We start from the raw sequence: 14,480 nt of genomic DNA, 5'->3' as shown, positions 1-14,480 counted from the left end.
ACCTCTTTAGCGGAAAGGTCTGGTGCGGAATTCGTTAAAGACCATGAAGATGGCGACCGCTCCGGCAAGTCCATCGGCGATAGGACCGGAATACATAATGCCATCAATACCCATAAAAAGCGGCAGAATAATTAATAATGGAAGAAGGAACAGGATTTGTCTGGTCAATGACAGGAATGTTCCTTTTTTCGGTTTGCCGATCGATGTAAAGAAGTTCGAAGTGATCGGCTGCATAAAGTTTATAAACGTAAAGAACAGAAAAATACGAAAATAGCTGATCGAAAACTGGAAGTAGCTTTCGGAGCCATTTCCGAAAATGGATATGATCTGCCTTGGCACAAACTGGAATAATAGAAACGCAATGAGCGCGATCACAAATCCACAGGTAGAGGCGAACAGATAGGCAGACTTTACCCGTTTGTATTTTCCTGCACCGTAGTTATAGCTGGTGATTGGCTGTAAGCCTTGTGATATACCGATAATCAGAGATAGAAATACCTGATTTACTTTTGTGATGATTCCGGCACAGGCGATAGGGATTGCTTCGCCATAGATGGAAAGGGAGCCATAGTATTTGAGAGATTTGTTCATAATGATCTGTACGATCATCATGGCAAGCTGATTGCTGCAAGGAGCAGTACCAAGGGATGTGACTCTCGCTATGATCGGTCTACTGATGCGGAGATGTTCTTTTCTTATCGTTACAGTCTTACAGTGGGATAAAAACCAGATGACAAGACCGGCGGATATTACCTGACCGATAACGGTTGCGATGGCTGCGCCTGTCATACCCATCTGAAGAACGGATACAAACAGAGCATCTAAGATGGTGTTGATCACGGCTCCGGTAAGGTTACAGATCATGCTGATCTTTGGTCTGCCATCTGCCCGGATCAGATGACCGCTTCCGGTCGTGAGGATCAGGAAAGGAAAACCAATCGCAACAATGCCTGTGTAAGTTTTTGCATAGGAAAGTACATTGTCGGGAGATCCAAAGAAACGGAGCAGAGGCTCTAAGAACAGCAGGGTGATCGTGGTTAAAATTACACCACAGCCAAAGAGCATGACAGCGGAATTGCCGATATAATAAACTGCTTTTTTCTTTTCTCCTTTTCCCATAGCCAGATTAAAAGCAGATGCGCCGCCGATGCCGAACAGCAGAGCAATCGCGATACAGGATATGGAAAGTGGAAATGAAATATTGGTTGCGGCATTTCCGAGTTCACCGACATTTCGCCCAATGAAAAACTGGTCAACAATGTTATAAAGAGAGCTGACCAGCATGGCTACTATACTTGGAATAGCAAATTGCATTAATAATTTTTTTACGGGTCGAGTGCCGAGAGGATTTTCATTCGTTGTCTGTGTATTCATGTGAGTTGTCCTTGTTTACAGTTTCTTGCGGGTGTAGGTCGTGCGGGTAAATATAATGTCGTCACCACCGGATTCACCGGTTGTAATATCGAATTCATCTGCATTGAATTCTGGGAAGAAGACATCTCCGTCTTCAACGACAGTATCAACTTCTGTGATATACATCGTATCAACCAGTGGAAGTGCCTCTTTGAACAGCCCATATCCACCGGAGATATAGATATTTCCCTCTTTTACAGCATCAAGAGCTTCCTGTAAAGAATGAACGGTAAGCAGGTTTTCACCGGAGTAATTGGCAGTATTTGACACAACGATATTCATTCGGTTCGGGAGAGGATGTCCGATCTCTTCATATGACTTACGTCCCATAACCACAGTATTCCCTGTTGTCAGTTCTTTAAACTGTTTCTGTTCTCCTTTGATCCGCCATGGGATCTGTCCATTTTTTCCAATTACATTATTTTTTGAACGTGCGACGATTAATCCTATCATAGTATGGGTTCCTTTCTCAGATGTCATATTTATTTTTCAGCATACCTGATCTTACGAAAATCAGCAAGTGGATTGCTGGTTTAAGCATGCCAGTTGTTGTTTCAGATATTCATATCTTAAACGTTTTTCTTCTTTTGCAAAATGTACTTCACGGAACTGCTCAGGATTGTTCTTATAAGAAAGAGTCTCATCACCAAACTGTTCACTGGTCAGGTCAAATATATGACCGTTGACATCGTTATAGCAATGATAGTTTCCGCCGGGACGCAGGATGCCATACACCTTGCCGCCAAAGATGTCCTGAACCAGAAATGCTGTGATAGAACACTGCCCCAAGGTTTTATTCTCCGGTGTCCAGCCATCACGCAGTCTTGGTGCGCAAGTATCAGCACACCAGATATCAGATAATCTGTCATACAGATCCTGTGGTGTATGGATTCCTTTATACTTGTTTGTTATGGCAGGAACGGTTGCCTGTTCCCAACCATAGAAGTTGTAGGTCTTCATTTTCAAATATCTCCTCATTTGCTATTGAATGAACTGTGTTGCTTTTGTTTGGATTTATAAATGATATTTATAGTATACGTTTCAGTTTGCAGTTCTCGATTCCTGCGCTCCAGAATTCTGACAGCGGGATCCCTTTGACCTGACAGATGATACTGGAATTCATAGCTCCATGTCCTACGATCAGGACATCTTTTCCCTCGTCCAGTTGTGGTTTTACAACCTCTTTCAGGAATTCTCCTGTTCTTGCAAATAGCTGTTCAAAGCTTTCTCCACCATCCTTTGGAACTTTATAGTTTGCCGGATCAAGAAAGAGATCTTTTATTGGACAGCCGGGAGTAGTTATGCAGTTTGCGGTTCCTTCATAGCTGCCAAAACTCATTTCTTCTAACCGGTCGTCCGTTATGATCGGAATGTTCCGCCCTTTTAATACGATCTCGGCTGTTTCCTTTGCTCGGATAAGGGGAGAGCAGTAGCAGATATCAAAATGGATATCGGCATATTCTGTTCTGGCATGCTCCGCCATCTGGCGTCCTTCTTCATTTAATGGAATGTCTGTCCGACCTTGTAGTTTCCGCATGGCATTCCAGTCTGTTTTTCCATGTCGCATGATGTATAACATTGTTGTATCTCCTATAGATATAATTTTTTATCTTCCGAATGTCTGACAAGCATCCAATTCTCTTTCCTCAAATATCTTTTTAATATGTCTCGATATAGTTGATTTATCCCTTTGAAACAGTTCTGCCATCTGGTCAAGTGATAACCAGACTGTATCATTTCCAAATTTCTCATATTTTCTCGTTGCTCTTATCTTTCACCATGTTTTCCGTTTTAATATAGTATGCCAACAGCCTAAGGACATAATCTGGAGCATTACACATTCCTCTTTCCTACGCTGTCTTTGCACTTCGTGCACGCCAATCGTGGACAGCTATCGCATGGTCAGTGCTAATGCTTCTCTGCGTCGCTAACGCTCCTTGACAAGGTTCAAGGAGGTTCTGCTCTCGCTTCGCTCGCCAGAACAACTGCGTTTCTAAGTTCAGACTTCGTGCGTTGCACTTGTCTTCTCTAAGAGAACGCAAGTTTCAACGTGCCCGGTGTGACCAAATTGGTCGACGACAGCGACTTTTTCGAGGTGGTAGCCGGCGGGAGTGAGGATGGCGATGTCACGGGCAAGGGTTGCGGGATCGCAGCTTACATAGACAAGCCGTTTTGGATTCATCCGGATCAGGGTGTCAAGGAGTACCTTGTCACAGCCTTTTCTTGGTGGATCGACAACGACGACATCTGCATGGGAACCATCGCCGCCTTTTTCGTAAATGGCAGGAACGACTTCCTCCGCTTTTCCGGTAAAGAATTCGACGTTGTGGATATCGTTAAGTTCCGCATTTTTACGGGCATCCAGGATTGCCTGAGGAACGATCTCCACACCGTATACCTGTTTTGCTTTCTGAGCAAGAAACAGGGAGATGGTTCCGATGCCGCAGTACATATCCCAGACGGTTTCCTCGCCGTTCAGATCTGCATATTCCAATGCTTTTTCATAAAGTACCTTAGTCTGCACAGGGTTTACCTGATAGAAGGATAGAGGTGAGATCCGGTATTTTACATTGCCGATATAATCTGTGATGTATGGACTGCCCCACAGTGTTTTGCAGGTTGGTCCAAGAATCTTATTTGTTTTTTCTGTATTGATGTTCAGGCAGATTGAAGTCATTCCGGAAATTTTTGTCAGACGGGAGATGAGTTCATCTGCATGAGGTAGTTTTTTTCCATTTACGATGAGACAGACCATAACTTCGCCGGTTGTAAACCCAACACGAGTCAGAATATGACGTACCAGACCCTGTCCGGTTGTTTCGTTATAAGTGGAAATGTTATATTCCGTGAGAAATGCGCGGATGATCGGCAGAATCTGATCATTTACTTCTGCACCGATCGCACAGGTATCGGAATCGATGATCGAATGGGTTCTGCCGGCATAGAAGCCGATCACGATATTGCCGTTTTTGTCTCTGCCAACCGGAAACTGTGCTTTATTTCGATAGTGGTATGGTTCTTTCATACCATAGATTGGTTCCATCAGAGTATCGGGATTCTCAATCTTGCCGATCCGGCGCAGACATTCTCTTACTTTATTCCATTTGTATTCCAACTGCTTCTCATAGGAAATGTGCTGAAGACTGCATCCACCACAGCTCTTTGCGACTGGGCAGACCGGAGTTACGCGGTAAGGGGATGGTGTGATCAGGCGAACCAGCCGTCCGTAGGCGATCGATTTTTTTGCTTTCATGATCGAGATCTCGGCTACGTCACCGATCACTGTATCTTTGACAAATACAGTGATATTCTGCACGTTATTTCCATCTTCGGATGAAGCTTTCGTGGAAATGTCTGTGCCTGTTTTGTTATTTGCTACATCAGAAAGAGAGAGATGGCCGATGCCTTCTCCCTCATTTCCCATGTCCGTTATTTCTATTGTATATATACTGTTCTTTTTAAGTTCCATAAAATAAATATCGTATCCTTTATTTTGTAGATCTGCGGATATTACTTTCTATCATTTTATTGTAACCAAGCCAGCCGGTCTCGTCCTTGCTGTCTAATGCTTCCATGAATGTCTGGATCTTGGCATCTGTATTATCGGCAAATGATAATGCAAGTGCTTCGATCAGGGCAGGCTTCTTTGGAGAGCCGTATTCCAGTTCGCCGTGGTGGGAGAGGATACAGTGCTCCAGTTCGTTTGCTTCCTTTGCAGGAAATTCCGGAACAGAATCACGAATCTTGTCGCGGATCATCATAGTACCCATTACGATGTGACCAAGTAACTGACCGGAATCTGTGTAATCATTTTCCGGGAATGTTGAAAGCTCATAGACCTTGCCGATGTCATGAAGCATGGCAGCAGTCAGGAGCAGGTCACGATTTAAGATCAGGTAGTATGTAGTGTAGTAGTCACACATGCTGGTAACTGCCAGAGTGTGCTCTAACAGACCACCGACAAATCCATGATGAATGGATTTGGCAGCCGAATGCTTTTTGAATTCTTTTGCAAGAGCTTTGTCCTCTACAAAGAAGCTTTCCAGAAGCTTTTTGTAGTAAGGCTTTTCGATCGTTGCGATAATGCCAAGCAGCTTGTCAAACATTTCATCGACATTTTTCTTCGTGCATGGCATATAGTCGTTGATATCGTATTCCCCTTCTTCAGCGATACGGATCTTCTTAATTGTCAACTGGAGAGTGTTGTTAAATGAGGTAACCTGACCGTCAACCTTAACATAGTTCATGGATTCAAAATGCCCAATTCCGCTGTTCAGTTCCCAGATCTTACCATCCATTGTTCCGCTGGCATCTACCAGCTGCAGAGAATAGTAGGATTTACCTGATTTTGTCTTTCCTGTGATCTTGTTTTTGCAGAGGTAAACCTCTGAAACCATTTCGCCTTCGCGAAGCTCGTGTATATATCTCATAATGTAAGCCTTCCTGTTATTTTGTTCCGAAAATTCTGTCGCCGGCATCACCGAGACCCGGGCAGATGTAAGCATTTTCATTTAAGCATCTGTCAAGCTGACCAACATAGATCTGGATGTCCGGGTGATCCTTCTGAAGTCTTTCCAGACCTTCGGGAGCAGCGATGATACACATGAATTTGATATTCTTGCCGCCGTGCTGTTTGATAAATGAAACAGCTTCGGAACCGGAACCGCCGGTTGCTAACATTGGATCAACAACAAGGATTGTTCTCTGCTCGATCGGATCCGGCAGTTTACAGTAATACTCATGCGGCTCGTGTGTCTTCGGGTCTCTGTAGAGCCCGATGTGTCCAACCTTTGCTGATGGAACCAGAGCAAGGATGCCGCTTACCATGCCAAGACCGGCACGGAGGATCGGTACAACTGCCATCTTTTTGCCTGCGATCATAGGAGATTTGCAGGTTTCGATCGGAGTCTTGATCTCTACATCTTCTGTAGGCAGATCACGAAGTGCTTCGTAGCCCATAAGCATAGCGATTTCTTCTACAAGTGTACGGAATTCATTTGTTCCGGTGTTCTCGTTTCTTAACATTGATATTTTGTGTTTGATCAAAGGATGATTCATAATTGTGACATTACTCATATCGGTAACCCCTTTTCGTAAAATTTTTAACTGTGTATAATTCTACCATAAGACAACAGGAAATTAAACCCTGCGATACCGGAAAAATCAACGGAAATCATTTCAGACAGACATAAAAAATCATCGACCGCGCCAACAGAACAGTTTTTAGAATGATCAGGAAAAACTGTCGGTCGGCAGGACCGATGATTTTGTAAAATATAATATTAATCGTTGTAGTCCGGCAGATCGTTATAGTACATTTTGATCGCATTTGTGCTCTTTTCCAGAACTGCCATTGTCGATGGAAGAGGAACCGCGATCAGATCGTCGAATTCAAATTCACCAAGCTCCGGTCGGATCTCATATCCAAGATTTCGTTCGTTGATCGAGAAATCAGCTTGAAACTGGTAATTGTTTCCTCTGGCGTCCAAGCGGATCCATTTCTTGACATCCGGTTCAAATACTGCATTCAGTGCATGAAGTGCCAGCTTGTTATCATATGTGAATCGTTTGATCCTCTGGTAGCAGAATCCGGTGTAAATACCATTTGCACGCATCAGTGCGGCTAACAGATTTGCCTTTGAATAGCTGATACCGGTTTTCTTTTCCAGAACATCTGATGCAGAGATCGTGATCGTGGAATCTTTGGCGTCCCAGGTGTGATCAATTTCATCTCTGACAAAATAATATATGGTTTCTATTTTTTCGTAAACAGATCTGCAGTTTTTGGTAAGATCCATAGCCTTCTCCATAACCATGGGATTGTCGAAATCGACATATTTATCATACTGTAGATATGCTGCATCCCTATTTCTCTGTATTAGCTTCATGTTTACCTCCCAAAAGTATTACAAGTAAGATAAATGACAGAGAACCAATCTCTGAAACTCCAGCTATTTGTCGCTGGTTACTTGAAATATGTAGAACTTCAGATAATATGATTCATCTGCAGCCCACAGAATCGGATGATCAGGAGCCTGAGTACGGAATTCAACCTGTCTCAGTCGTTTGTGAGAGTTGGAAGCAGCCTGCCCGATGGTTTTTGTAAAGAGTTCATAGTCCATGAAATGGGAGCATGAACAGGTGGCAAGAAAGCCGCCATCTTTAACGAGCTTCATGGCTCTCAGATTTATTTCCCGATAACCTTTTACAGCGTTTTTAATTGAGTTGCGTGATTTTGTAAATGCAGGTGGATCCAGAATTACAACGTCGAATTTCTCGCCCTGTTCTTCCAGTTCAGGGAGCAGATCAAAGACATCTTTACAGATAAATGTAACCGAATCCTCCAGATGGTTCAGCTTTGCATTTTCCTGTGCCTGTCTGACCGCAAGTGCGGAAGCATCTACACCCAGTACGCTTGTGGCACCGGCAATTCCGGCGTTCAGCGCAAAAGAGCCTGTGTGTGTGAAACAGTCAAGAACTTTTGCATCCTTACAAAGACGCTGGATCGCAAGTCGGTTGTATTTCTGGTCAAGAAAGAAGCCGGTCTTCTGACCGTCTTTTACGTCAACAATATAGTGTACGCCATTTTCAATAATTTCCACGTTCGTGTCGAATTCATCCCCAATGAATCCCTTGAATGGCTGCATCCCTTCATTTATTCTAACTTTAGCATCGCTACGCTCATAAACACCTTTGATTATTATACCATCTGATTTAAGGACATTTTTTAAAATATTTATTAACAAATTTTTAACTCTGTCAATTCCAAGTGCAAGTGACTCAACGACTAGCACATCTTCAAATTTGTCAATCACAATACCGGGTAGGAAGTCTGCCTCGCCAAATACGATACGGCAGCTGCTTGTATCTACGGTTTTCTTACGATAATCCCATGCTGCCTGCAGACGCATGCGGAAGAAATCTTCATTGATCTCGGTATCGACGTGACGTGTCAGCATACGGACAGTGATCTTGGAATTCGTATTGATAAATCCCTTTCCCATCGGATATCCGTCAAAGTCTTTTACAATGATGATATCCCCGTTTTCAAAACTCCCCATGATGGTATCTATTTCATTGTCATAAATCCAGGCGCCGCCGGCTTTGATGGTTCTGCCCTCGCCCTTCTTTAATGTTACGATTGCGCTCATGTTACACCTCGTTCATTTTTTGATAAATTATAGTATATCATGGATGGCATGTTTTTTAAATCCGCTTTGCGGATGAAACAGTGGGAAGCAGAAGGTTCTTACAGAATAAAGAACAAATATTCGATTTGCTCTGTACTTTTTTTAAATGGAATGATATATTAGACAGAGAACAATAATAAGAATATTGATTGTATTTATATAGATATATCAGGAGAACATAATGGATCATTTCAAATTAGTATCAGAATATCAGCCGACCGGTGATCAGCCGCAGGCGATCAAAGAGCTGGTGGATGGATTTAAAGAAGGAAATCAGTTTGAAACCCTGTTAGGTGTAACCGGTTCCGGTAAGACATTTACCATGGCAAATGTAATAGCACAACTGAATAAACCGACGCTGGTGCTTGCGCACAACAAAACGCTGGCGGCACAGTTATATTCGGAAATGAAGGAATTTTTTCCGGAAAATGCGGTAGAATATTTTGTTTCTTATTATGATTATTATCAGCCGGAAGCATATGTGGCATCGACTGATACTTATATAGCGAAGGATTCTGCGATCAACGATGATATTGACAAGATGCGTCACAGTGCAACAGCAGCCTTGATCGACAGAAAAGATGTTGTGGTCGTATCCTCGGTATCCTGTATTTACGGTATCGGTGATCCGGATGAATACCGGGAGCAGATGCTGTCGCTCCGTGTCGGAATGATCAAGGATCGGGATATGGTGATCGATGAACTGACGGATATCCAGTATGTCAGAAATGATATGGATTTCCACCGTGGAACATTCCGTGTACACGGGGATGTGCTGGAGATCCTTCCGGTATCGACATTTGAAGATGCTGTGCGGGTTGAATTTTTTGGTGATGAGATCGACCGTATCTGTGAATTTGATCCGTTGACCGGGGAGATCAGGCGCAGTTTGAATTTTACCTGTATCTTTCCTGCTTCTCATTATGTTGTCGGACATGAGAAGCTGGAACGTGCACTTACAAAGATCGAAGCGGAATTGGCTGAACGGGTACAGTATTTTAAGGAAAATGATAAGCTGATCGAAGCGCAGCGGATTGAAGAACGGACAAATTTTGATATAGAGATGATGCGGGAGACAGGCTTCTGCTCCGGTATCGAGAATTATTCAGGACCATTATCCGGCAGAGAATCCGGGGAGACTCCGAGCACATTGCTGGATTTCTTCGGTGATGATTTCCTGTTGATCATAGATGAGTCGCATATGACGATTCCGCAGGTCGGAGGAATGTATGCAGGTGATCGTTCCAGAAAACAGAATCTGGTGGATTATGGATTCCGTCTGCCATCCGCATTGGACAACCGTCCGTTAAACTTTGAAGAATTTGAATCGAAGTTAGATCAGGTGTTATTTGTATCGGCGACACCATCCAAATATGAAGCAGAACATGAGCTGCTCCGGGCCGAGCAGATCATTCGACCGACCGGATTGCTGGATCCACCGGTGGATGTCCGTCCGGTAGAAGGACAGATCGACGACCTGATGTCAGAGATATTGAAAGAGACAGAACAGGGACACAAGGTTCTGGTTACAACACTTACAAAACGTATGGCAGAGGATCTGACAGATTTCCTGCGTGAGAATGGCATTAAGGTCAAATATCTTCATTCTGATATTGATACAATGGAGCGTGTAGAGATCGTGCGTGATCTCAGAATGGGTGTATTTGACGTATTAGTTGGTATCAACCTCCTTCGTGAGGGACTTGATATTCCGGAGATCACACTGGTGGCTATCCTGGATGCAGATAAAGAGGGCTTCCTGCGTTCGGAGACTTCATTGATCCAGACGATCGGACGTGCTGCGAGAAATTCAGAAGGTCATGTTATCATGTATGCAGATATGATGACAGACTCCATGAAACGTGCGATCTCGGAGACAAATCGTCGTCGAAAGATTCAGGATGCTTATAATAAGGAACATGGGATCATACCGAAGACGATCCAGAAGAGTATCCGTGATCTTATTACAAATGAAGTCACAGAAGATAAACCGGTTGTGGATGCAGAGAAAGATATTGAATCCATGACAAAGAAAGAGCTGAAAGCAATGATCGATAAGCTGACAAAGAAGATGAACATGGCAGCCGCCGACCTGAACTTTGAAATGGCAGCGATCGTCCGTGATGAGCTGAAAAAATATAAAGAAGCTTTACGAGATTATGATAAGTAGAAAATACAATACAGATCATGCTGTCGTACTAATTGAAAGTGTATAAACATGTATGATCATATTATTATTTGTTTGAATATTAGTTGTTAAACTAATATGAAAGATATCATTACTATTATGAAGTAAGCCTTATCCGAGGCCGGTACTTAAGTTGCGTTTTTTGCAACTTTATGTACCGCTGCACGAGGATACGAGCGGAAGCGTCTTACGGAATAATATGTAATGTATCTTTCATATTGTATAAAAGTAATAATAAATATAATGATCATACATGTTTATAAGATTCAAATAAAATGAGCAGAAAGAAGGTCAACCGAAATGGGTGATATTAAGTATATTACGATTAAAGGTGCAAAAGAACATAACCTGAAGAATATAGATGTGAAGATTCCGAGAGATAAATTTGTCGTTGTGACAGGTCTGTCCGGTTCGGGCAAATCCTCACTGGCATTTGATACGATCTATGCCGAAGGTCAGCGACGCTATATGGAGTCCTTATCTTCCTATGCAAGACAGTTCCTTGGACAGGCAGAGAAGCCGGATGTCGAGAAGATCGAGGGCCTGTCGCCTGCGATATCGATCGATCAGAAATCGACAAATAAGAATCCGAGATCCACAGTCGGAACAGTAACGGAGATCTATGATTATTTCCGTCTGTTATATGCAAGAGCAGGAATCCCACACTGTCCGAAATGTGGAAAAGTGATCAGCAAACAGAGCGTGGATCAGATGGTAGACGATATCATGCAATTGCCGGAACGGACAAAATTCATGGTACTCGCACCGGTTATAAGAGGCAGAAAAGGGGAACATGTGAAGCTGTTGGAGAAGGCGGCAAAGAGCGGTTTTGTCCGTGCGATCATTGATGGCAGTATGTATGAGTTATCCGAGGAGATCAAGCTGGATAAGAATAAGAAGCATAATATTGATATTGTTGTGGATCGTCTGGTCGTTCGTCCTGATATGGAACGAAGACTGACAGATTCTGTAGAGACAACTCTGCGGATGGCAGAAGGTCTGATGAAGATTGAGGTTATAAATACAGATGGAGAAAATGAAATCTTGAATTTCTCTGACAGCTTTTCCTGCCCGGATTGTGGAATCAGCATTGATGAGATCGAGCCCAGAAGCTTTTCATTCAACAATCCATTTGGCGCATGTCCATGTTGTGCCGGTCTGGGATTTAAGATGGAATTTGATCCGGATCTGATGATCCCGGATACCAAGCTGTCGATCAATGAAGGGGCAATTGTTGTGCTGGGCTGGCAGTCCTGTAATGATGGAAAGAGTTTCACAAATGCAGTACTTCGTGCATTGGCAGAGGAATATCATTTCTCACTGGACACACCATTTCAGGATTACAGTGATGAGATCAAAGATCTGTTATTATATGGCAAGAACAGCCGTCCGGTAAAGGTTCACTATAAAGGACAGCGTGGAGAAGGCGTCTATGATATTACATTTGAAGGACTGATCAAGAATGTCCAGCGAAGATATCGGGAGACCGGAGGTGAGACGACCAAGGCCGAGTATGAGACTTTTATGACGATCACGCCATGTGAAGAATGTAAAGGAAAACGTCTGAAACCGACAGCACTGGCTGTTACGATCGCCGATAAGAATATTGATGATCTGACCAGAATGTCGATCGAGGATCTTACAAACTTTATGGATAATATTAAGTTGACAGACCGGCAGATGCTGATCGGCGGGGCAGTTTTAAAGGAGATCCGGGCGAGACTGCATTTTCTGATCGATGTAGGCCTTGATTATCTGGCACTTTATCGTTCTACAGGCACATTGTCCGGTGGAGAGGCACAGCGAATCCGTCTGGCGACACAGATCGGTTCCGGGCTTGTGGGAGTTGCTTATATTCTGGATGAACCAAGTATTGGTCTGCATCAGAGAGATAATGATAAGCTGATCGGAGCATTGGAGCATTTGCGTGATCTTGGAAATACTCTGATTGTGGTAGAGCATGATGAAGATACGATGCGTGCAGCAGATTATATTATAGATATCGGTCCGGGAGCCGGTGAAAATGGTGGTTATGTTGTTGCGGAAGGTACAGCAGAGGAGATCATGAAAAATGAGAACTCGATTACCGGTGATTATTTAAGCGGAAGAAAAAAGATTCCGGTACCGGAGGTACGAAGAAAGCCAACGGGCTGGCTGACCGTTCAGAATGCGTATGAGAACAACCTGAAGCATATTGATGTGAATATACCACTGGGTATTATGGTATGCGTGACTGGTGTATCCGGTTCGGGAAAGAGCTCACTTGTAAATGAGATCTTATATAAGAAGCTGGCGAGAAGACTGAACAAGAGCCGTATCAAACCGGGACATCATGATCACATCGTGGGTTACGATGCACTCGATAAGGTGATCAATATCGATCAGTCACCAATCGGAAGAAGCCCGAGATCGAACCCGGCAACCTATACAGGTGTATTTGACATGATCCGTGATCTGTTTGCAAATACAAAGGATGCCAAGGCAAGAGGATATAAGAAGGGAAGATTTTCATTCAATGTATCGGGTGGACGATGCGAAGCCTGCCGTGGTGATGGTATCATCAAGATCGAGATGCATTTCCTGCCGGATGTCTATGTTCCTTGTGAGGTATGCGGTGGCAAGCGGTACAATCGTGAGACACTGGAAGTAAAATATAAAGGTAAGAGCATTTATGATGTTCTGGATATGACTGTGGATGAAGCCTGCGAGTTCTTTGCAAATGTTCCAAGCATTCTGCGAAAGATCGAAACGTTAAAGGATGTTGGCCTGGGCTATATCCGTCTGGGACAGCCATCTACCACTTTATCCGGAGGAGAGGCACAGAGAGTAAAGCTTGCGACGGAGCTTGCCAGACGTGGAACCGGAAAGACGATCTACATTCTGGATGAACCGACGACCGGACTTCATTTCGCCGATGTTCATCGTCTGGTGGATATTCTTCGCAGACTTAGTGACAGTGGAAATACCGTAGTTGTTATCGAGCATAATCTGGATGTTATAAAGACTGCCGATTATATCATCGACATGGGACCGGAAGGCGGTGTTCGCGGTGGAACAGTGATCGCACAGGGAACACCGGAGGAGATCGCAGAATGTGAGAATTCATATACCGGACAATATCTGAAGCGGTATTTATAAAGTGTGAAGATAGAGAATACAATTAAGCTCTTATATAGATATCAGTTTTATAGAATGTGTAGAATTGATATAGAGGAATTAGAGATATAGAAATTTGGAAACATAAGGAATTAGCAACATGAGGAATGATAAGATCATTGGCGCATTGATCGGCCTTGTAGGTGCGGCCGGTAATTCCGGCTGGACAGAGAAAACAGATCAGATGATCGCAAGTGCGTTATTACAGGAAGACAATGATGAGACAATAGAGGAAATACACCGGGAGAAATACCGACTTTCTCCCGGGTGTTCCACCTGTACGGCTCCATGCGGGAATACATCTGATTATGATATGAGCTGTTTCTGGAATGGCAGCCTGGAAGAACAGAAGCGTAAGCATGACATAATCAATGAATTACAGCAGGTGGCAGAACAGTATAACAGCGGAAATCTTAAGAGATTACCTGAGGTCTGTTTCCGTGCACTTGCATGCTTTTCCTATGGCATGGACGAAGCTGCATACGAGTCTTTAATGAGCGACTTCCATAATATAGCCGAAACTGTTTAAGAGT

At 43.5% G+C, this 14,480-nt stretch carries 12 protein-coding genes and 1 pseudogene; 3 read left to right on the top strand and 10 right to left on the bottom strand.

Translation table 11 applies throughout. From position 1 onward, the window contains the following. Nucleotides 1-6 precede the first annotated feature (6 nt). The 10 genes and pseudogenes from DWW43_RS08275 to DWW43_RS08225 form a co-directional block, all read right to left on the bottom strand. Nucleotides 7-1,374 carry an MATE family efflux transporter gene (locus tag DWW43_RS08275; protein WP_119963276.1) on the bottom strand — a complete coding sequence of 456 codons (1,368 nt, stop codon included), beginning with the start codon at nt 1,372-1,374 and terminating at the stop codon, nt 7-9. A gap of 15 nt (nt 1,375-1,389) precedes the next feature. Beyond that, nucleotides 1,390-1,866 carry a dihydrofolate reductase gene (locus DWW43_RS08270; protein WP_119963275.1) on the bottom strand — a complete coding sequence of 159 codons (477 nt, stop codon included), beginning with the start codon at nt 1,864-1,866 and terminating at the stop codon, nt 1,390-1,392. A gap of 60 nt (nt 1,867-1,926) precedes the next feature. Next, nucleotides 1,927-2,373: a hypothetical protein gene (locus DWW43_RS08265; RefSeq protein WP_243104438.1), complete on the bottom strand. Its 447-nt coding sequence runs from the start codon at nt 2,371-2,373 to the stop codon at nt 1,927-1,929. A 67-nt stretch (nt 2,374-2,440) separates the two neighbouring features. Continuing rightward, nucleotides 2,441-2,992, bottom strand: a complete 552-nt coding sequence (locus DWW43_RS08260) for a histidine phosphatase family protein (RefSeq protein ID WP_119963273.1) — start codon at nt 2,990-2,992, stop codon at nt 2,441-2,443. A gap of 54 nt (nt 2,993-3,046) precedes the next feature. After that, nucleotides 3,047-3,148 (bottom strand): annotated as a pseudogene (locus tag DWW43_RS12340) (cell filamentation protein Fic); the annotation flags it as partial. 264 nt (nt 3,149-3,412) lie between these two features. Beyond that, nucleotides 3,413-4,882 (bottom strand): 23S rRNA (uracil(1939)-C(5))-methyltransferase RlmD, encoded by a 1,470-nt coding sequence (gene rlmD / locus DWW43_RS08245; RefSeq protein ID WP_119963272.1) that lies wholly within the window; start codon nt 4,880-4,882, stop codon nt 3,413-3,415. A gap of 19 nt (nt 4,883-4,901) precedes the next feature. After that, nucleotides 4,902-5,843 carry an HD domain-containing protein gene (locus tag DWW43_RS08240; protein WP_119963271.1) on the bottom strand — a complete coding sequence of 314 codons (942 nt, stop codon included), beginning with the start codon at nt 5,841-5,843 and terminating at the stop codon, nt 4,902-4,904. 16 nt (nt 5,844-5,859) lie between these two features. Continuing rightward, the gene (upp, locus tag DWW43_RS08235; RefSeq protein ID WP_008401775.1) at nt 5,860-6,489 is read right to left on the bottom strand and encodes a uracil phosphoribosyltransferase; all 630 of its coding nucleotides are present in this window, start codon (nt 6,487-6,489) and stop codon (nt 5,860-5,862) included. Between the two features lie 206 nt (nt 6,490-6,695). Continuing rightward, entirely contained in the window at nt 6,696-7,301 is a 606-nt protein-coding gene (locus tag DWW43_RS08230; protein ID WP_008401776.1) for a transglutaminase family protein, read from the bottom strand. 63 nt (nt 7,302-7,364) lie between these two features. After that, a complete protein-coding gene (locus DWW43_RS08225; protein ID WP_119963270.1) occupies nt 7,365-8,564 on the bottom strand; it encodes a class I SAM-dependent rRNA methyltransferase in 1,200 nt (399 codons plus the stop codon). Between the two features lie 220 nt (nt 8,565-8,784). On the opposite strand from DWW43_RS08225, the gene uvrB reads away from it, so the two are divergent. From uvrB to DWW43_RS08210, 3 genes are all read left to right on the top strand, one after another. Next, nucleotides 8,785-10,773 (top strand): excinuclease ABC subunit UvrB, encoded by a 1,989-nt coding sequence (uvrB, locus tag DWW43_RS08220; protein WP_008401782.1) that lies wholly within the window; start codon nt 8,785-8,787, stop codon nt 10,771-10,773. A gap of 318 nt (nt 10,774-11,091) precedes the next feature. Next, nucleotides 11,092-13,929 carry an excinuclease ABC subunit UvrA gene (uvrA, locus tag DWW43_RS08215; protein ID WP_008401783.1) on the top strand — a complete coding sequence of 946 codons (2,838 nt, stop codon included), beginning with the start codon at nt 11,092-11,094 and terminating at the stop codon, nt 13,927-13,929. A gap of 118 nt (nt 13,930-14,047) precedes the next feature. Beyond that, entirely contained in the window at nt 14,048-14,476 is a 429-nt protein-coding gene (locus tag DWW43_RS08210) for a hypothetical protein (RefSeq protein ID WP_119963269.1), read from the top strand. Nucleotides 14,477-14,480 lie beyond the last annotated feature (4 nt).

Source organism: Clostridium sp. AF15-41, from assembly GCF_003604095.1.
GTDB lineage: Bacteria > Bacillota > Clostridia > Lachnospirales > Lachnospiraceae > Coprococcus.
This window is presented reverse-complemented; position numbering and strand designations above follow the sequence as displayed.

Bases quoted from the DNA above. Each gene is read 5' to 3' on its own strand.
- DWW43_RS08270 (WP_119963275.1), bottom strand. From the start codon at position 1,866: ATGATAGGATTAATCGTCGCACGTTCAAAAAATAATGTAATTGGAAAA.
- upp (WP_008401775.1), bottom strand. From the start codon at position 6,489: ATGAGTAATGTCACAATTATGAATCATCCTTTGATCAAACACAAAATA.
- DWW43_RS08265 (WP_243104438.1), bottom strand. From the start codon at position 2,373: ATGAAGACCTACAACTTCTATGGTTGGGAACAGGCAACCGTTCCTGCC.
- DWW43_RS08240 (WP_119963271.1), bottom strand. From the start codon at position 5,843: ATGAGATATATACACGAGCTTCGCGAAGGCGAAATGGTTTCAGAGGTT.
- DWW43_RS08275 (WP_119963276.1), bottom strand. From the start codon at position 1,374: ATGAATACACAGACAACGAATGAAAATCCTCTCGGCACTCGACCCGTA.
- DWW43_RS08225 (WP_119963270.1), bottom strand. From the start codon at position 8,564: ATGAGCGCAATCGTAACATTAAAGAAGGGCGAGGGCAGAACCATCAAA.
- DWW43_RS08230 (WP_008401776.1), bottom strand. From the start codon at position 7,301: ATGAAGCTAATACAGAGAAATAGGGATGCAGCATATCTACAGTATGAT.
- uvrA (WP_008401783.1), top strand. From the start codon at position 11,092: ATGGGTGATATTAAGTATATTACGATTAAAGGTGCAAAAGAACATAAC.
- uvrB (WP_008401782.1), top strand. From the start codon at position 8,785: ATGGATCATTTCAAATTAGTATCAGAATATCAGCCGACCGGTGATCAG.
- DWW43_RS08210 (WP_119963269.1), top strand. From the start codon at position 14,048: ATGAGGAATGATAAGATCATTGGCGCATTGATCGGCCTTGTAGGTGCG.
- rlmD (WP_119963272.1), bottom strand. From the start codon at position 4,882: ATGGAACTTAAAAAGAACAGTATATATACAATAGAAATAACGGACATG.
- DWW43_RS08260 (WP_119963273.1), bottom strand. From the start codon at position 2,992: ATGTTATACATCATGCGACATGGAAAAACAGACTGGAATGCCATGCGG.